This is a genomic window from Psychrobacter sp. P11F6, assembly GCF_001435295.1.
GTDB lineage: Bacteria > Pseudomonadota > Gammaproteobacteria > Pseudomonadales > Moraxellaceae > Psychrobacter.
The window spans coordinates 2,809,849-2,829,918 of record NZ_CM003594.1 but is presented as its reverse complement, the minus strand read 5'-3'; the positions used below and the strand labels follow the sequence as shown (position 1 = coordinate 2,829,918).

Below are 20,070 nucleotides of genomic sequence, written 5' to 3'. Positions count from 1 at the left end.
ATCATGGTATATTAACTTTGTTTCAAGCATATGTTTTAGGCAAAGTCGTCTGACAATAAGCGCCTGATGTGCTCATCTACGATAGATATATAGGTCATTGATATTTATAACTTGTGAAAACAGTCCCCATGCAGCATTTGAGTTGTATGAGTCTGAATCATAAATTTTGGCTATCAATATATCTACTAAAAAATGAGCGATACGTTTATAGACGTCACGTGTTTAATAAACACACCAATAAGTAAGGGATGGGAATAACTAGTGAGCGACATGGTAAAAAATACCTTATTGTGGCTGGTGGTAATCGGCGTTTTGGTGCTGGTGTTTAGCGGCTTTGATCAATCATCCGAGCCGGATAGCCTTAACTACTCTGAGTTTGTGACCGCCGTGTCAGAAAACCAAGTAGCCAGCGTTGAAATCGATGGCGAGCAAATCACCGGCGAAAAGAAAAATGGTTCATCATTTGAGACCATTAGACCAGCTGTGTCAGATGATGAGCTCATGCCATTGCTGCGTGAGAACCAAGTCGAAGTCCAAGGGACTGCCCCAAAACGCCAAAGCGTGTTGATGCAATTACTGATAGCCAGTTTCCCAATTCTATTGATTATTGGTCTGTTTTTATTCTTCATGCGTAACATGCAAGGCGGCGCTGGCGGTAAAGGCGGCGGCCCTATGAGCTTTGGTAAGTCAAAAGCTAAAATGCTGACTGAAGACCAAATCAAGGTGAACTTTGAAGATGTGGCTGGTTGTGAAGAGGCCAAAGAAGAAGTGGTTGAAGTGGTCGAGTTTTTACGCGACCCTGATAAATTTACCAAACTGGGTGCGACGATTCCACGTGGTATCTTAATGGTGGGTCCTCCAGGTACTGGTAAAACCTTGTTAGCAAGAGCCATTGCTGGTGAAGCTAAAGTGCCGTTCTTCTCAATCTCAGGTTCTGATTTTGTTGAAATGTTTGTCGGTGTCGGTGCCTCACGTGTACGCGATATGTTCGAACAGGCTAAAAAGAGCGCGCCTTGCATCATATTTATTGATGAAATTGATGCAGTCGGTCGTCATCGTGGCTCTGGTATGGGCGGCGGTAATGATGAGCGTGAGCAGACATTGAACCAATTATTGGTCGAAATGGATGGTTTTGAAGGCAATGAAGGCGTAATCGTCATTGCAGCGACCAACCGTGCGGATGTGCTTGATAAAGCGTTACTGCGTCCAGGTCGTTTTGACCGTCAGGTACAAGTGGGCTTGCCAGATATCAAAGGCCGTGAGCAAATTCTTAAAGTGCATTTGAGAAAGCTGCCGAATACTATCGGTGTGGATGCCAATGCATTGGCTCGCGGTACACCAGGTTTCAGTGGTGCGCAGCTGGCCAACCTTGTCAACGAAGCGGCATTGTTTGCAGCACGTCGCAACAAGACCAGCGTTGATATGAATGACTTTGAAGATGCAAAAGACAAGCTATATATGGGTCCTGAGCGTAAATCAATGGTCATCCGTGAAGAAGAGCGCCGTGCGACCGCTTATCATGAAGCAGGTCATGCCTTAGTCGCTGAGCTACTACCAGGTACCGATCCCGTGCATAAAGTAACGATCATGCCGCGTGGTTTTGCGCTTGGGGTTACTTGGCAGTTGCCAGAGCATGACCAAACCAGTATGTATAAATCAAAAATGCTGAGCGATATTGCTATCTTATTTGGCGGTCGTATCGCTGAAGAAGTCTTTATCAATCAAATGTCGACGGGTGCTTCTAACGACTTTGAACGTGCAACCAAGATGGCTCGCGCCATGGTAACGAAGTACGGTATGTCTGATGCGCTTGGTATTATGGTTTATGAAGATGAAGACAGCTCGCAAGGCTATTTTGGCTCTAGCAGTCGTACGATTTCAGAAGCCACGCAGCAAAAGGTCGATGAAGAAGTTCGCCGTATGTTAGAGGAGCAATATGATATCGCGCGTGAATTGATTGAAGGCAATCAAGAAAAAATGCATGCGATGGTAGATGCTCTAATGAAGTGGGAAACCATTGACCGTGATCAGTTGCAAGATATCTTAGCAGGTGAAGACCCACGTCCACCTAGAGTTTATCAGCAAAATGAAGTCAACTTATCGAAAAATGATATCAAAACAACCAACTCAACACCGCCACCGTTACCAGCGATGTAGTTGTCAGTTGATTCATATCCAATAGAAAAAGCCCTTTATCATAAAGGGCTTTTTTGTTGTCCATATTTCGTGAAGGGTTTAGTACAGAATAGAGTTTACTGGTATCATAAGCAAAGCGCATAACAAGCAAAGCGCAATAATTAGAATGTTTTAATGAGAGATAATTTGGTTATGTCCTTATTTCAGCCCTTACCCAGCTATAAGATATCAAGTCGTGATAAAACACTAGATCTATCGCAGCCTCATATTATGTGTATTCTTAATGTCACACCCGATTCGTTTTCAGACGGTGGACAGTTCAACGTGGTAGATAAAGCAGTTGCTCATTGCCAGCAGATGATAAAAGAAGGTGCGACTATTATCGACATTGGCGGTGAGTCTACTCGCCCCAATGCGGATGCTGTGGGCACTGCTGAAGAGATGCAGCGTGTTGTGCCAGTGGTTCGAGTAATTAGGCAGCAATGCGGGGAGGATATTTGGCTATCCATTGATACCAGTAATCCAGAGGTTATGAAAGCGGCTTTTGACGCTGGTGCTGATATTTGGAATGATGTACGCGCACTCAAACGCGAGGGTGCAGCAGTACTAGCGGCTGAGCTGGATATACCAGTCATGCTCATGCATATGCGCGGCGAGCCAACAACGATGAATAATTTGGCACACTATGACGATGTCATTAGTGACGTAAGGGCTGAGCTATTATCGCGTATTGACGAAGTAACAAGAATCGGTGTTAAGCGTGAGAAAATCATTATCGACCCAGGCTTTGGTTTTGCGAAAGATTATGAGCATCATTGCGCACTATTAAGCCAGCTTAGCAGGCTACAAGTGCTTGGTTTACCGATGATGTTTGGTATTTCACGCAAGCGTTTTTTAGCGGAAGTATTGAGCAAGAGTGGCGTCGAAGTCGTTACTACTACTAACGCGGTAGATCGTGATGTGGTAGGTACGGCGGCTGGTATCTTTGCCCTACAGCAAGGCGCTGGCATTATACGCACCCATAATGTGGCGATGATGCAGCAAGCAGTCGCCTTATGGCGTCAATTATCTGCGCATAATTATCCTTAATCCCAATTTAAAATAATGAGAGTACTTTTATGACCACCCCGATTAAGCCAGAACCAACCAATGAACAGCGCCGCATTATCTATCAAGCACGCCGCGGATTAAAAGAGTTAGACTTTTACATTGACCTTTATGTCAAAGAGATTTACTTAACGGCAGAGCCTGCTGAACAAGAGACGTTTGCAGAAATGCTGACTCATGAAGACCCTGATTTGTTGGATTATTTCACCAATCAAAATCGTCCAGAAAATGAAGAGATATGGGCATTGGTCAATAAAATTAAGACATGGCGTCATACCAAAGATTTGACTTAAAAACTGATTTAGATATAAAAAATGGTTGTCCAGAGCTGGCATAGCTAAGCTTGAGCAACATAATGGTCTGCCGTTTTTTTTGGTGATAAAATATGACCTTGGCAAATTCGTTGCGTATTGATACGGCTATTCGGCCTGCCAGCTATTTTCGTTTGCTGCTTTATAGTGGGTTGACCGCCGTCATGGTTGTACTGGCATGGCTTGCTTCTTTACTGTTATGGCAATATGTGCTTATTTTAATCGTTACCGCCACGGTGATTATTTATTTGACATTATCACGACCCATACTGCTGCACCTGAGCCAACCACCACTTAGCCATCGTATCGATCAACATTGGCAGCTACTGCTCCGTACGGGTCGCGGTGATGAGCTATGGCAGGCACAATTAATCGTTGTCTCTGGATATCGATGGGCGATAAGCTTTGAATTCAATGTTATAGAGCCTTATCAGCGCTCTTTATCAGTGACCATCTTTCGAGATCAAGTGAGCCCTGAACAATGGCGAGAGTTGAATATTTTGGCTAGATTGTATTGAATACTTATAAATAGTGCTTATTAGTACCATGGTTGAATGTTCAATATGCCTAACATAAACGCCGAAAATACGAGTTAAGGAAGTATTTTTTTATAGTTTCCAATGAGAGGTTTTTTCCACGAATTTACGAACGCCTACATGTCATAACAAAACACCTATCTGGATAGCGAAAGAGATTTGTTATATTGCAAAAGAATTGTGAATCGCATAAGTAAATCGAGATGTTACTTACTATATTAAATTAGCAGCGAAGTTTTTAGCGGTTTATAGATAATAAATAATATGACAAAAAGGAATCGAGAATGAGCTTATTAGGGAATTTGGTTAGTCAGGTGGCCCGTCGTGCGATGGATCCTGAAGATGCGCAGCGTAATCCTGTAAATCAACGCATTGATCCACGTCGTACAGGTGGTCTTGGGGATATATTGGGTAGCGTGCTAGGCAGTGGTAGTCAAACTGGTGGCTATAATCCACGCCAGTATGATCGTCAACCAGACAATGGTTTTGGCTTAGATGATATTCTCGGTGGGTTAACAGGCGGTGGACTTACTGGTGGCAATCAACGTGGCGGTGTCAATTCTAATGCTGGTGGTCTGGGCGATATTTTAGGCAGCGTATTGGGTGGTCAGCGTACCAAAGGCGGATTCGGTGGTAAAGGTATGCTAATCGCTGCACTTATGCCAATGGTACTAAGCTGGATCAAACGCAATGGTGGCTTGAGTGGTGCATTATCGAAAATCACAGGCATGGGTTATGAAAACCAAGCGCGTTCTTGGATGAGTAACCAGCAAGACAATGACAACCTTGATCCAAATGATATCAGTCAGTTATTCGATGAAAATGAGATTCAGCAGGTTGCAGCACATACTGGTGCTAATGACGTAGAAGTCCGTCAAGGTCTTGCTGAGTTGCTGCCAGAAGTAATGAATCAGCTGACACCAAGTGGCAATTTGGATAATGAATCTGAAGCCAATGAAGAGATTGATCAAATCATTAATCAACTATCTAGTCGACTAGGTGCGTTAAAATAAATTTATCTTTTAAAGAAAGTCGCAATCGTTAATGCCAAAAAGTTAATACCATAAAAAAGAGTACGTTATCCAACGTGCTCTTTTTTATGGCTGTTAGTTTAACCCTACTATTGGTACTAAATTAGTGAATATTTACTCTTTATTCTAAATAGATATGTTAAAAATGGTGAATAATAGAAAAATAATTCTATAAATCTTATAAGATGGTCATATGATTCATTGAGTCTTTTGTCGCCGTGGTTACTTTGATAATCCGTTATATAATATGACTGCGTGATGGTATAAGCATTTATAAGGATAGTTAATCATGCCATTTAAGCCTATTCAAGCAGCGGTTGCCATTTTGGTCGGCTTGATCATTTGGTTTGTGATACCAGTGCCTACTGGCGTTACGCCTGAAGCATGGCACATGCTGGCGTTATTCATCGCCACTATTGTCGCCATCATCGGCAAAGTATTACCCATTGGTGCCATTGCTATCATTGCCGTCACCCTAGTCGCACTGACAGGCGTGACTAGTGATAGCCCAGCACAAGCCATTAGTGATGCACTATCAAGCTATTCAAGTCCATTGATTTGGCTAATTGGTATTGCAGTCATGATATCGCGTGGCTTGATAAAAACGGGTTTGGGTCGACGTATTGCCTATTATTTTATTTCTATTTTTGGTAAAAAAACCATCGGCGTGGCTTATTCTTTGACTGCGGCTGAATTGATGATAGCACCCATTACGCCCTCTAATACGGCGCGTGGCGGCGGTATTATTCATCCTATTATGAAGTCTATCGCGCAAAGCTTTCATTCGACGCCAGAAGAAGGTACTCAAAATAAAATTGGTCGCTATTTGGCGATGGTGAACTACCACGCCAATCCTATTACCTCTGGGATGTTTATCACGGCTACTGCGCCCAACCCTCTGGTTGTAGATTTGGTGAATAAAGCCACAGGCGGTGATATTCAGCTGTCATGGACTACTTGGGCGGTGGCGATGTTTGTACCTGGTATGCTATGCCTGCTTGTGATGCCGTTAGTCATTTATATAATTTATCCACCTGATGTTAAAATCACGCCCGATGCAAAAGGTTTTGCCAAGGAAAATTTGGCAGAAATGGGAAAAATAAGTAGCCAAGAAAAAATCATGCTCGGGGTATTTGCTCTGATGCTGTTATTGTGGGCGAATATTCCCGCATTGATGTTAGGTGAGCAATATAGCGTCGATGCTACAACCACAGCATTTATTGGTTTGACGATCTTAATATTGACTGGGGTACTGACTTGGGACGATATTTTAAAAGAGAAGTCAGCATGGGATACCATTATTTGGTTTGGCGCCCTTATCATGATGGCCGCTTATCTTAATAAGCTTGGACTGATAAGCTGGTTCTCCGGCAATATCGAATCGATGATTGGCACGACTGGGCTTGGCTGGATAGGCGCTGTGACTATTTTGACCCTAGTGTACTTATATATTCATTATTTCTTTGCTAGTACCACGGCTCATATTACTGCACTATTTGCAGCATTTTATGCGGTGGGTTTAAGCTTGGGTGCACCGCCGATGTTATATGCGCTGATCTTAGCCGCAGCGGGCAACATCATGATGACGCTTACGCATTATGCAACCGGTACTGCGCCAGTCATTTTTAACTCTGGTTATGTGACGTTAAGAGAGTGGTGGAGTATTGGTGCAATAATGAGTGTGGTCAATTTAGTCATTTGGATCGGTGCTGGTTTGATTTGGTGGAAAGTGCTCGGCTATTATTAATAGATCGCTCAAGTCATATTGTCTTATTTACAGATGGATGTTTTTAAAAAAGGTAAGGGTGGGTTAAAAGCGCTCATCTAATGTGTCTAATGTATAATTGAGCGCGGCAAAACAGATATCGCTCTGAAAGCCTCGATATTGCAAAAACCGTAGCTGCTTTGCTTTGTCTTTTTGTTCAGTGGGTATGTCATCGCCGTACTTCTTAGTGCGCGCTGTGACCGCCAGTTTGAGCCAATCGACACCATCTACCAGATTATCTGCACTATCATCTACAAACTCCCTAAACTCTTCTGACTCTGCATTTGCCATATCGATTAACTCATCGATATTACTGGGCAGGGCAATTTTTTTACGATAAAACTCCTGCTTGATACGTCCGCGTCCCCGACCTTTACGGATATTTTCACGAATGAGCATGAGCGTCGTGCGATAATCACTTTGGTAGCCTTTTTCCTCAAACTCATCGAGTAGCGCATCAATTTTATCTGGGGCTTGCTCTTTATCAATAAGCTTTTGCTTCAGCTCAGCCTTGCCGTACTCACGGCGCGATAAATAATAAAAAGCTAACCAACGTAAACGACTTTCGGCTTTGATCTCATCTATTTCTGCTTGTCGTTGTTCAGGCGTGCGCAAATAGGCTTTGAGAGCAGCAGGTAGGTTATCCCTCTGACTGTCGACTGTGCTGTGCGCAGAAGTGTTGGTAATGGCAGTATCGGTTGTATACTGTGATTCTTTGTTAAATTCATCATCAGTAGCCGCGCTATCGTCTGGTTCATCATGAATATTTTGTTTAACTTCAGCCAGCATCTCTTTGATACTTTGCGCTTCGGGTTGCTGATAAGCAGGCACGTCACTAGGCTCAGGGCTAAAGTTAGCTGCTGGGTGAAAACGCTTTTTATATTTCTTGGTTTTAGCAGAATTTTTATTGGTAGAAGAGTGAGCCTCAACGGATTCTACTGAAAAGTCAGCATCGTCAGATAATGAATGGTCTTCACGAGAGTAGGTTGAATGCTTACGTGTCTTAGCCGTTTTTTTAGGATTGCCTTGATAGGAATGCTGAGAAAATTTGGAGGATTCAGAGTGTTTGGAAGATTTGGAAGGTTTTTTTGATTTGATAGTCGGACTACTCGCTGAATCGGCATCGGATTCAGCGAGTATTTCAGCTAAGGTTTTAATGTTCATAACAATTTAATTTTCATAACAAGTCATGATTATTGATAACGGTTAATCATTGCGCCGTTATTGTACAGGGTCAGAGACCAACGCTTCATTGGCTTTATCTTCGGCTTTGGTCTCTTTCTTTGATCCAAGCTTTTCTTCACGGATTTTAGCTTCGATTTCTTGCGCAATCGCAGGATTTTCTTTTAAGAACAGCACAGAATTGGCTTTACCTTGACCGATTTTTTCGTCGCCATAGCTATACCAAGAGCCTGCTTTGCCAACTGCACCAATTTCAACACCCAAGTCAATCACTTCGGCTAAGTGGTTGGTACCTTCACCATAAGTTATTTCAAACTCTGCTTGGCGGAAAGGCGGTGCCATTTTGTTTTTGATGACTTTGACACGGGTTTGGTTACCGATGATTTCATCACCATTTTTGACCGCACCGATACGGCGAATGTCCATACGCACTGAGGCGTAGAATTTGAGCGCGTTACCACCAGTCGTGGTCTCAGGGCTACCAAACATCACACCAATTTTCATACGAATTTGGTTGATAAATACCACCATACAGTTTGAGCGTTTGGCATTACCGGTAATTTTACGTAGGGCTTGGCTCATGAGCCGTGCTTGCAAGCCCATATGTGAGTCGCCCATCTCGCCTTCAATCTCTGCGCGCGGCGTCAAGGCAGCAACTGAGTCAATGACGATCATATCGATAGCACCAGAGCGCACCAACATGTCGGTGATTTCAAGTGCTTGCTCACCATTATCAGGCTGAGAAAGTAATAGCTCGTCAGTGTTTACGCCAAGTTTGCGCGCATAAACAGGGTCAAGCGCATGCTCAGCATCAATAAAGGCGCAGGTGCCGCCCTGTTTCTGACACTCTGCAATAGCTTGTAGCGTCATGGTGGTTTTACCAGAGCTTTCTGGACCATAAATCTCTACGATACGGCCTTTTGGTAGACCACCAATGCCAAGTGCAATATCCAGACCCAACGAACCTGTTGATACTACATCGACATCCATAATAGCTGAGTCGTCACCTAAATGCATGATGGTATTCTTACCAAACTGCTTTTCGATTTGACCGAGTGCTGCTTTAAGGGCTTTGGCTTTATTGTCGTCCATACTGGATTCCTTGTCTTCAATCATTGGTTAAAATTATAAATTTGGTATGATAAATAAAATGTTTGTAACTACGAAGGTTAACGGCTCAATAGTGCTGATGGCTATCTAAATAATAGGCAGCGTTTGTTCAGTGTCTATCTAATATGAATGGGTTAGGGTATCGATGATGTAGACAGTGATATTAGATATATCAGGTTACTATACAGTAAAATCAAATAACGATAAAAGTAAAATTAAGTTCGTAATTAATGGCAACAGGTGTAATTTGTAGGTAAAATTATGCTCGTTAAGCCTTAACTGTTTTCTAAAGTGCGGTTGATTAGATAAGATGATTATAACAAAAACCAAGGAGCATATAGAAGATTAGATGATGCTAAACGACACTAACTGTCGCATTGTATATAAGTGATAACTTGTGTAATCTAGTTGCTGAATACATCCTATTTTTGGATAGGATAATGTCGCCCTTTGTCAATAGCATTAAAAGTTGTCCACAAGAAATAAAGCGTCTAAATTTAGCTTTTGTGAAACATCAGTGAGGATTAATTTAATTTAAAAATATATTAAAAATAAATTACAGTATTATGAAATACCGCTTAACTTACTGATTTAAAAAGTTTTTTAAATTGTATAAAAAATGAACGATTTTACCTCATCCTTTGAGCTATCTAGGGAAATTGTTGTCAAGTGCGTACTTATGCACAGGGTTATCCACAGCTTATGGGGAGAACTCATGAATCCCTTATACTATCAATGTTTGAGTAGGTAGGTGACCTGTGAGTATGGCGCTGGAATATATTTTTTACCCCTATATGTAGCGTTATTTATTTAAAAATTTTATGAAAATAGACGATGTTTCACGTATTAAAAAAAATTTATTATTTTTAACAAAAATACTTATAGCTTGTCTATTAAGGGTTGTAGCTGAAAAAAATCAAATAATATTGTCATTAGATAATTTGCAAGCACAAAAAAGCGGCTAAATAATTTAGCCGCTATGCAGAAGTCACCGAAGATAAGTGAGCCAAATCTAGTCTTTAATATAGATTAAATCCCAAACGCTATGCCCACTATTTATACCGCGGCGCTCAAATTTGGTCATTGGACGAAAGTCAGGGCGGTCGGTGAAGTTACCTGCGCCTGCTTGATTGGTTAAACCAGTAAAACCGTCTAAAACTTCAACCATCCAAAAGGCGTAATGCTCCCAGTCGGTTGCGGTATGGAACCAGCCGCCTTGCTTTAGACTACGAGTCACAATCGCCATACGTTCAGGGCTGACGAAGCGGCGCTTGTGATGGCGCTTTTTTTGCCATGGGTCAGGGAAGTAAAGCTGGATACGATCAATATGGTTTTCTGGTAGTTGCTTGAGCAGTTGAATAGCGTCACCGTTAATGATTTTGACGTTATTTAAATTTTGCGTGCCAGCCATATAAGCGCATTTACCGATACCTGGCTCGTGCACTTCGACGCCGACGAAATTGCGGCTAGGTTCTGCTGCTGCCATCTCAATGAACGAATCACCCAGTCCAAAACCAATCTCTAAAGTAAGCGGTGCCTCACTACCGTTAGGGCTATCAGCGAATAGCGTTCGTAGATTGTCGATACCATCAAGATCGCCATCACCGAAACTGTTATTGACCAGATACTCAGCAAATTCTGGCGCGGTTAGTGCCAGTTCGGCATTTTTATTCATGTGCGTACGTCGTTTCATAAAAGTATTGACGATACGTAGATGTTTGCTTTCTTCAGGCTTACTCTCATTACTAATACTGGCTTCAATGTCAATATCAGTATTGCTTTCGGTGTTAGTGCTGAGGACTTTTTGCTCATCAGTAGTATTCGTACTATCGATGTTATCATTAATATCAGGATGTTGACTCATAGGATTGACAAGGCTTAATAAAATGGGTGATGTATGCTTATTATAAGTTAAATCTATACAGCTGTGAACGCACAATCCTTTTTTAATATTGTTATCGCTGATCCAGCATAAAAGAGTGAAAGCGTTGACCTTGTTTGACGTATCACATATGGATTGCCATTCGGCTGCCTTGACGCTCTTTTACATTGAATTAGCGGTATTTATCTGTCGTTTTACTGTTCTGCACATCGGTTTTGGCGTTATCATATAAAGTGAGTAATGGATTTAAATTTTTCTTCATCGTTAATAGGGGTCATCTATGCTATTTATCGAGACGGATTCGCCGCCCCCTTTTTACCAAGAACAGCTGACTCCTGCTAAGCGTACACAACTTGATAAATGGTTTATCGGTCACCGTAGCCAGCATTATTATCTGAAACGTTTTGAGCAGTTCGATGCGCAAGGTTATCTGTCGCCAAAATGGCATTGGGCAGCATTTTTTGTGACGTTTCCTTGGCTCCTCTATCGCAAACGCTATATGGATGCGATTGTCTATAGCGTGGCTGGCTGGTCGTTTATTCAGCTCAATGTGGCACTGGTATTGGTTGCGTTTGAATTTTTGGCAATGTCCTTCATCCCTGATGCTTACCACATGGCGACACGCATAGGTATTGCCGCGATCATTTGGTTATTTTGGTCGTTCATGGTGGCGCGTTGGACGGATGCGTATTATTACCGCATGGCGCGACGTGAGATTGCAGATGCTATCGATGATTATCCGCGTGATGAAGCAGCGCAAAAGGTGCATCTGCGCCGAGAAGGTGGGGTCAGTTTATTTGGGTTAGGATTGGGGTTTGGTATTTTTGCCTTTGCTTTAATGGTTATTAAGATACAGTTTTTACCAATTATTGCCAAGCCAAAAGCCAATGAAGTACTGTTCGATGCGTATGATACAGCCAAAACGGCACAAAATCGTGTGGCACTGATTTATCAACAGACAGGGCAATGTCCGATTCATTTGCCTATTGATACAGGCACTCAGCAGATACGAATTGATATCGATAAAGAGGCCGCTGGCGTAGTAGAAACGGATTGTGCAGTCATTGCGACCATCCAAAACGTTCAGTTCCCTATCCGCTATCTAAATCAGCAGACACTGGTTTTTTACCATGTGCCAGACAGCGATAGTTGGAACTGTACAAGTTCACTAAATAAGAAACTGGCACCAGCAAGCTGTATGCCCGATTAGGGCATGTTTGATGATCTAACGATGACACTGACAGTGCCTATTTGTGAATCATCAAATACGCTTTAAAATATATAAATATTTAGGTGTTAGAGTCAGTTGCAACGTCGTCCTTTTTATCAACGGGTGTTGCTTTACTTTTCAACGCGTCATAGAAATCCGTTAAGTCCATTTTTCGGGCTTTATCAATGTCTTCATCAAACAAGCTTTCTAGCTCTGCCATCGCTGATTGTGCGGATTCAATCATGCTGGCTTCATCATCATAGATCGCTTGCTGACGTTCAATCAAGTCATCGTCGTAATCGCGGAAAGTTTGCACCGTCTCGCGCGCTTTTTCTGGTGAGATGCCAAGCAGTTGTAGCGATTCACGCGACATATCCAAGGACGATAGGTAAGTCTCACGCCAAATATGACGCACACCGACCTCACGCAACCGATAATAATGCTGACGGTCACGTGCCCGTGCCAAGACAATCAAGTCTGGATAGTTTTTACGTAAGTATTGAGCCGTGGTGATAGAGCGCTCTAAATCATCGATGGCTAAAATAAACACACGGGCTTTTTTAATACCAGCCGCGCGCAATATCTCAGGGTTTTTTGGGTCGCCGTAATAGACTTGGTTACCAAATTTACGAACGAAATCGACACGATTCGCTGAGCGTTCAATGGCGGTAAATTCGATGTTGTGCATGCGTAGTACACGACCGATAATCTGACCGACGCGCCCAAAGCCAGCAATAATGACTTGATGTTCATGATCGGGGATGGCATCGTATTCGCGGCTGGGTTTGCTTTTGGCAAATAACGGCTCACCGATTTTCTCAAGTAACAAAAATGCCAACGGTGTGAGTGCCATGGAGATAGTGACGATAAGGTTCAGGGTGTTGGCAAGCTCAGGTCGCAACACATTTTGAGCAGTAGCAACACTGAATAAAACAAAAGCAAATTCACCACCTTGAGCGAGTGTCACACCCAGTCTGATACTGGTTGGCCAGCGATTGCCTGATATCTTTGCAATGGCGGTAATGACACCAAATTTGATAGCCATCAATGCCATTGCACAGCCGATGATAAAGATAGGTTTTGCCAAAATGAGTTTGACATCAGTCAGCATACCGACCGACATAAAAAACAAGCCAAGTAGCAATCCTTTAAACGGCTCAATACTGGCTTCCAGCTCATGGCGATACTCAGAATCTGCGAGCAGTACCCCTGTCAAAAAAGCACCCAATGCCATCGATAAACCAATTTGGCCCATCAAAATCGATACACCCATCACGATAAATAGCGCAACGGCGGTCAGTAATTCTGATGCACCACTAGACGCTACAAACTTAAAGAAGGGACGAACGACATAACGACTAGCAAAAATCAGTCCAGCAAAAACCGCAAAAACTTTGCCAAAATAAATCAAATCATAACTTTGTTCGCGCACCCCTGATAGGAAAGGAATAACAGCTAACAATGGAATGACCGCAATATCTTGGAATAATAAAATCGTGAACGCTTCACGACCGTGGGTGCTAGAAAGCTGCTGTTTTTCCGTCAGTATTTGTAATACAAAAGCTGTGGATGACAAGGCAAGGCCAAAACCGACGATAAAAGCAGTATCGAGCTGTAAGCCAAAAATTTGATGTAACAGCCCCATTAATAATGTGCCAGTCAGACCGACTTGCAAACCACCGAGGACAAATATCGAACGCCGCAGTGCCCATAATCTTGAGGGTTGCAGCTCAAGCCCGATAATGAACAGTAGCATGACCACGCCAAACTCAGAGAAGTGCAACAAGCTCTCAGCATCGCCTGCGACGTCTAGACCACTTGGCCCCAATATCAATCCTGTAATGAGATAACCTAAGACCGTCGCAATGCCAAAACGTTTACCAAGGGGTACAAAGAGCAGGGCTGCTCCTAAGAAGATTGTAGCTTGTAACATTAAATTTGGTGAGCCGGTGGCGGCAGCGAACATCTGGAATCCTTAGCAATCATGATAAAATAAGCGTTACAATATGGGCATGGCAAAAATAAAAAATCTTAGCATACGTTATTTTTTACGATAAATCTTCCACACACCATTATCGGCAAGTGGATTGTTATAAGCATCGTTACGGCGCTTACGCGGGGTCTGGCGACTGTCTACGATTTTGAAATCGGGCAGCGCATGGACGATAAGCCCCGTTCGATAAAAACGCACGCGTTCAGGCTCCAGCATCTCGCCCTTGCTATCACGGCAAAATACATAGGCGCGCAAATCAATAAATTCACGATGCGCCACCAAACTCGCCTCATCATCATTATCAAATACGGCACTCATACGCGCAATTTCATCAGCACTATAGTCACCGCACTTATCAGTAAGCGCACCGACCGAACCGAAGCTTTTTGATTCTTTTGCACGAGTCTTGGTCAAATGTAGTCTTTGAACATGATAGATAAATTGCGGTATCTCAAGGCTGGCTGGTAGCGGCAGATGATCGGGCGGTAGATTGGCCGCAGGATAAAACGCCATGGCGCGCTCAAGCAGATTATGCCAACGCTGCTGATATGCTTGAACTTCGGCGATATTGCCTTCATAAATTGGCATGTCACGAACTTGACGCAAAATATCAGGCGGAAACTGCTCATCTCGAAAGCTAGCAATGTCTTCTTGCAGCGTCGATAACAATGCTTTGGCATGCTTTTTACCCTCTGCTGAGATAGGGTCATCAATGTGGCTTGGAGCAACAAAAGGAGCTGAGCGTCTCGACATGGCAGAAAATCATCCATTAGTGGTAAATTGGGTGTTTCAGCTTTAAGTATACAGAATTTATATGAAAAATATGGCGGTGAGGCTAAATTTCCCATCATTTTTAACGTGCCATTACAATGCTAAAAATCGGCGTGATATAATCTTATTTAAAATAAAGCCTATTTATGTTGGCGCATAAGAAGTTAAATTCATGCACGATGATTAGCCAACTGATAGTAAGTTGCGCGGATTATTGAAGACTTTTAGCAAAATAATTTTAAGGGTTTTCGGGGCAGGACTGACGCGGTTATTTGGACTTTGGTTGCTAATTGCGTCATATATGGCACCCGCTTATTTGATGCATATCATTACTGGTGCATGAGATTTTTGGATTTGAATCATATTCTTATCGTTGGGGTTAGGTATTTGGTTAATAACAGCGCTTTGGCTAATGTGGTGCATATGACGTTATGATTGCCACCACTTGATAAAACGTCGCCAATCATAGGCGACGTTTAAATTGATATTTGAATGAAGAACGGTCTTTTCAATGTTTAATGTCTGATTTTCAAAGTCTGATTTTCAATGTCTCATGCTTAATGATTGTGACCAATATGATTATTACCCTCTGTTTGTTGTTCTGAGATATCGCAGACCAGCGCATCGCTATGTGCCTCAGTCTGCGGATGTGATGCGCTTTCTACCTGAATGGTCGCATGATGGATACCGAGCTCAAGCAAGCTTTGTTCTAAACTGGCAATCAAGATACTAGACTCATAAATACTGATCTCGCCATCGACGACCACATGGCAAGATAAGGCGTTGAGACCACTAGTAATACTCCAAACATGCAGGTCATGGACTTGTCGTACTTGCGGATGGGCAAGTAATTTATCTTCGACATCCACTAAGGATATGCCTTCTGGCGTGCCTTCCATCAAAATATGGACCGAATCACGCACGACGCGATAACCACTAAATAATATCAGTATCGCGACAATCACCGAGGCTGCTGCATCCGCCCAAACCCAGCCGAAGCTCATCATCAAAAGCGCGGCAACAATAGCGGCAACCGAACCCATTAAGTCACTCAATACATGCAGGTAAGCACTTTGCATATTAAGGTTAACTGGTTTTTTACCCGCATTTTTTCCTTGAGTGTCTTCATGACTGTCTTTGTGACTACCAGTATGACTGTGACCATGCGCATCTCCACCGCGACTGCCTCGATGCATCAGCCACGCAACCAAAATATTGACCAACATACCGATAGTAGCAACGATAAGCATGCCTTGGGTAGCAATTTCAGGCGGTGAATTAAAGCGCTTAATCGCCTCATAAAAAATCATTAGCGCAATAATGACCAGCGTCGCACCATTGACTGTTGCGACTAAAATCTCAAAGCGTTTATAACCAAACGTCTTTTGATGAGTGGCTGCTTTTTCACCAATTTTAAATGCCATCAGAGTGGCGCCAAGTGCGATTGCATCACTGAGCATGTGACCTGCATCAGATAATAGCGCCAAACTGCCAGTCAGCCAGCCACCGATGGCTTCAATAAACATATAGCCTGTGATAATGATAAAGCTAAGCAGCAAGGTGCGCTGATAGCCCTTGGTGTCTCTTGGGGCTGTTGTTTGCTCTAAGTGTTCATCGTGATCGTGAGTGGCTTGATTGTCATGAGTGTAGTTGCTCTCATCATCTTTATGCAGATGGTTAGCCACATTAACAGTATCATTCTGATGAGAATGGTTGCCTTGTTCAGCGTTTGATTTATTTTGACTCATAACAACACTCAGAGTGACAGAAGAGGAAATTTGATTGCTTATAAGGCTAGGCTTGCTGTTCGCGGACTAGCCAGATATAAAGAATTTAGCATATTTAATAAATGCTTGCTGTATTTAGGCAGTAAACGATGAATTTCCTATTTTGAACAACGTTCTTTATTGACGGCGAGCTATAGAAGAGTAATTGGGCTTAAAGAGTGATGGTTAGGCGTTGGCGGCTACCAACCAATAGGGTCGATATCCAAAGTGAGTTTAAGATACTTGGCAATTGGCAAGGTCAATACGGGCTGCCACCAGTGCTGTAATACATGGTGTAATTGCTGTCGATTTTTGCCTAAAAGTAGTAGTTGGACGTGGTAACGGCTATTCTTTTTACTCATTGGTGCATCGATAGGTCCTAGTACGGCGAGATTATGCCCATTTGGCAGAATGGCAATGGCATCTTTAAGGGCTTGGGTCGTGGCAGCAAGGGTTTTGCCTTCACAGCGTATCAGGGCAGCATGACTGTGCGGTGGTAAACGCATCATTTTACGCTCTTGCAATAGCTCGCGAGCAAAAGACAAATAACCATCTTTGACCAGTTTCAATAATAATTCATTGTCTGGTTGCAGCGTTTGAATGAGTACACGACCAGATTTATCACCGCGACCGGCACGTCCTGCGACCTGAATCATCAATTGCGCAGTATGTTCCGGCGAGCGAAAGTCGGCGGACAAGAAACCACGATCGGCGTTTGGTAAGCAGACAAGCGTAACATTAGGGAAATGATGACCTTTGGCGACCATCTGCGTGCCAACCAAGATGGCAGGATTGCCTTGATTGATACGCTGATAGATATTCTCCCAGCTGTCTTTACGTCTGGTGGTATCGCGATCGATTTGGATAATGGGGTAAAGCTCTTTACTGGTTTGCGGATTGGCAAAAATCGCATGCAGGTTTTCGCTAAGCCTCGTCGTGCCCATCCCTTTGGCATCCAAATTTTGACTGCCACAATCAGGGCAAACTGTTGGAATATAGGCTTGCCAATCACAGTGATGGCATTTTAAATAGGATCTACTATAAGCGTTGTGTTGGGACTGGCTATTGTAATGAACGGTTAGATGCGCGTCGCAGCGCGGACAATCTGCTTGCCAACCGCAAGCTTCGCATAGCAAAACTGGCGCATAGCCGCGACGGTTTAAAAATATTAATACTTGATCGCCCGCTTCTAGCGTTTGCCGTATTGCCCCAATTAGCGCATCGGTCAGCCCAGTATCATAGCGCGCGCCGTCGTCCGTCGTTTGCTGATGAGTACTTTGCAGGCGCGCATCAATCAGCTGCATGGTTGCAAGCTTCGCATTACCGGGACGAGTTTGCAGTTGGCACTCCACCAGCTTACCGTCATTGACCAGTTTTAGATGCTCAAGAGATGGCGTCGCCGTACCCAGTACGACAGGGATATTGGCTTGTAGTCCGCGATAAAGTGCCACGTCGGCGGCATGATAGCGCAAGGTATCTTGCTGCTTATAAGAGCCATCATGCGCTTCATCCACGACAATTAAGCCCAAATCTGCAAAAGGATATAGCACCGCTGAGCGCGTGCCGATAATGATTTGGGCATGACCGGTACGGCAGTCTTGCCAGCCGTGCAGGCGATGGGTATTATTTATGCCAGAATGTAGCAGGACAATATGAGCGGCAAAGCGACTGGCAAAACGCGCGCGCGTCTGCGGCGTCAATCCAATCTCAGGTACCAAAATCAATACCTGTTTGCCAGCTTCCAATACGGCTTGCATCGCTTGCAGATAGACTTCTGTCTTGCCACTACCAGTGATGCCATTTAATAAAAACCCCGTGTAGCGATTGGCTTCATGAGCCGCAATAATGGCGGTAACGGCGAGTTTTTGCTCGTCATTGAGATCAAGGGGCATTTTTGCTAATTTAACAGGCGCAGGTGATTGTTTGGTCTGAATATAGCGCTCGATTAAACCTTTGTCTTCGAGCGCCTTTAAAAAACTCCTTTCCATGCCTTCTAGCAATAAAACATCTTCACTCGCGCCACGCTCACCATGCAGCTTAAGCATATCGAATTGTTGTTTTTGTTTTTTGGCATTGGCACGAAAGTCATTGTCGCTTACATGTGGCAAAATTCGCCAATGGGTAATCAGTAAATCCAGCGGCTTACCTTGACGAACGAGAGTTGGCAGCATGACTGCTAAAACGTCACCAAGCGGGTAGTGATAATAACGCGCCAGCCAATGTGCCAGATTTAGCATGCTGGTCTCTAAAATAGGCTCAGCATCCAAGCATTTATTGATAGGTTTTAGCTTATTAAGTGGCACGCTGCTATTTGCTTCTGGAATATGAGCGATGACGATACCGATTAAAGTCTGACGACCAAAGGATACTTCCACACGGCAGCCAATAGGGGGTAAAGAAGGGCTTGATAAGGTGTTTATATCTGCTGGTATGCTATAGTCAAATACCCGATAAAGGGGCACGGGTAGAGCAACTTGTACCAACATAGAATGCGTTCCCAGTTTCAGGTAAATGGTTTTTGGATAAACAGTTTTTAGATAACCAGCTTTTAGATATCTAGATTGTAATATTGATAAGAATAATAGCAATAGGCCCAAATATTGATATTTGGGCTTACTTTGGCCTTACTTTTTAGCAGTGGCTTTTTTGGCGTAATGACTTGAGAATTAAGTGCGTCTATGTATTAAGCCTTACTATTTACATGATGATATGGCTTAAGTTACTCAATATATAAAATTGACTCAATCTCGACCACACCGCCTTTAGGTAACGCCGCTACTTGGACGGCTGCACGGGCAGGATATGGCTCGCTCAAATTGGCAACAAACACGTCGTTTAGTGCCGCAAAATCACTCAAATCAGTCAATGACACGTTGAATTTAACCACGTCATTTAAGCTGCCACCAGCCGCTTCACAGATGGCTTTGATGTTTTCAAACACTTGCTCAGCCTGTGCTTTAAAACCTTCTTTTAATTCCATGGTATCAGGGTCAAAACCCAATTGTCCTGAAATATAGACGGTGTTACCGACTTTGACGGCTTGTGAATAAGTACCAACGGCAGCAGGGGCTTTATCAGTTTGAATGGTTTGACGAGTCATATTATATCCTTTTTATCTTTTTCTGGTTTGGTAGGTAAGGGCGCATTATTCATCATTTACATCTCGTTTTTCACCATAAAAATGATGACACGCTCTACGTTTATTTGCTAAAAATCAAAAAACACAGTTTATCATTGTTTCAGGTCTTTCTAAAATTTTCTAAATCCATT

15 protein-coding genes are annotated in these 20,070 nt (G+C 43.2%); 7 read left to right on the top strand and 8 right to left on the bottom strand.

Going from position 1 to position 20,070, the window contains the following annotated elements:
* Positions 1-261 precede the first annotated feature (261 nt).
* The 6 genes from ftsH to AK822_RS11635 all read left to right on the top strand — a co-directional run bounded on the left by ftsH (position 262) and on the right by AK822_RS11635 (position 6,868).
* Positions 262-2,157: an ATP-dependent zinc metalloprotease FtsH gene (ftsH, locus tag AK822_RS11660; protein ID WP_060491760.1), complete on the top strand. Its 1,896-nt coding sequence runs from the start codon at positions 262-264 to the stop codon at positions 2,155-2,157.
* A 171-nt stretch (positions 2,158-2,328) separates the two neighbouring features.
* Complete coding sequence (folP, locus tag AK822_RS11655; RefSeq protein WP_060492302.1) at positions 2,329-3,225, top strand: dihydropteroate synthase; 897 nt, start codon at positions 2,329-2,331, stop codon at positions 3,223-3,225.
* A gap of 29 nt (positions 3,226-3,254) precedes the next feature.
* Positions 3,255-3,536, top strand: coding sequence for an FAD assembly factor SdhE (locus AK822_RS11650; protein WP_060491759.1), 282 nt, complete (start codon positions 3,255-3,257; stop codon positions 3,534-3,536).
* 92 nt (positions 3,537-3,628) lie between these two features.
* The gene (locus AK822_RS11645; RefSeq protein ID WP_060491758.1) at positions 3,629-4,072 is read left to right on the top strand and encodes a protein YgfX; all 444 of its coding nucleotides are present in this window, start codon (positions 3,629-3,631) and stop codon (positions 4,070-4,072) included.
* A gap of 302 nt (positions 4,073-4,374) precedes the next feature.
* Complete coding sequence (locus tag AK822_RS11640) at positions 4,375-5,103, top strand: YidB family protein (protein ID WP_060491757.1); 729 nt, start codon at positions 4,375-4,377, stop codon at positions 5,101-5,103.
* Between the two features lie 307 nt (positions 5,104-5,410).
* Positions 5,411-6,868: an anion permease gene (locus tag AK822_RS11635; protein ID WP_060491756.1), complete on the top strand. Its 1,458-nt coding sequence runs from the start codon at positions 5,411-5,413 to the stop codon at positions 6,866-6,868.
* 63 nt (positions 6,869-6,931) lie between these two features.
* On the opposite strand, the gene AK822_RS11630 is transcribed toward AK822_RS11635, so the two are convergent.
* From AK822_RS11630 to trmB, 3 genes are all read right to left on the bottom strand, one after another.
* On the bottom strand, positions 6,932-8,050 hold the full coding sequence (locus AK822_RS11630; RefSeq protein ID WP_060491755.1) for a regulatory protein RecX: 1,119 nt from the start codon (positions 8,048-8,050) through the stop codon (positions 6,932-6,934).
* A 57-nt stretch (positions 8,051-8,107) separates the two neighbouring features.
* Positions 8,108-9,160, bottom strand: coding sequence for a recombinase RecA (gene recA / locus AK822_RS11625; protein WP_055124705.1), 1,053 nt, complete (start codon positions 9,158-9,160; stop codon positions 8,108-8,110).
* Between the two features lie 1,030 nt (positions 9,161-10,190).
* Positions 10,191-11,042 carry a tRNA (guanosine(46)-N7)-methyltransferase TrmB gene (gene trmB, locus AK822_RS11620; protein WP_060491754.1) on the bottom strand — a complete coding sequence of 284 codons (852 nt, stop codon included), beginning with the start codon at positions 11,040-11,042 and terminating at the stop codon, positions 10,191-10,193.
* A 298-nt stretch (positions 11,043-11,340) separates the two neighbouring features.
* On the opposite strand from trmB, the gene AK822_RS11615 reads away from it, so the two are divergent.
* Positions 11,341-12,270, top strand: a complete 930-nt coding sequence (locus AK822_RS11615; protein ID WP_060491753.1) for a pilin — start codon at positions 11,341-11,343, stop codon at positions 12,268-12,270.
* Positions 12,271-12,349: 79 nt separating this feature from the next.
* Here AK822_RS11615 and AK822_RS11610 read toward each other — a convergent pair whose 3' ends face one another.
* The 5 genes from AK822_RS11610 to AK822_RS11590 form a co-directional block, all read right to left on the bottom strand.
* Positions 12,350-14,236 carry a monovalent cation:proton antiporter-2 (CPA2) family protein gene (locus AK822_RS11610; protein ID WP_055124702.1) on the bottom strand — a complete coding sequence of 629 codons (1,887 nt, stop codon included), beginning with the start codon at positions 14,234-14,236 and terminating at the stop codon, positions 12,350-12,352.
* Between the two features lie 75 nt (positions 14,237-14,311).
* Positions 14,312-15,016 (bottom strand): hypothetical protein, encoded by a 705-nt coding sequence (locus tag AK822_RS11605; protein ID WP_060491752.1) that lies wholly within the window; start codon positions 15,014-15,016, stop codon positions 14,312-14,314.
* Between the two features lie 575 nt (positions 15,017-15,591).
* Entirely contained in the window at positions 15,592-16,782 is a 1,191-nt protein-coding gene (locus AK822_RS11600) for a cation diffusion facilitator family transporter (RefSeq protein WP_087945646.1), read from the bottom strand.
* 218 nt (positions 16,783-17,000) lie between these two features.
* On the bottom strand, positions 17,001-19,286 hold the full coding sequence (locus AK822_RS11595) for a primosomal protein N' (RefSeq protein ID WP_060491751.1): 2,286 nt from the start codon (positions 19,284-19,286) through the stop codon (positions 17,001-17,003).
* Positions 19,287-19,519: 233 nt separating this feature from the next.
* Positions 19,520-19,900 (bottom strand): RidA family protein, encoded by a 381-nt coding sequence (locus AK822_RS11590; RefSeq protein WP_055124699.1) that lies wholly within the window; start codon positions 19,898-19,900, stop codon positions 19,520-19,522.
* Positions 19,901-20,070 lie beyond the last annotated feature (170 nt).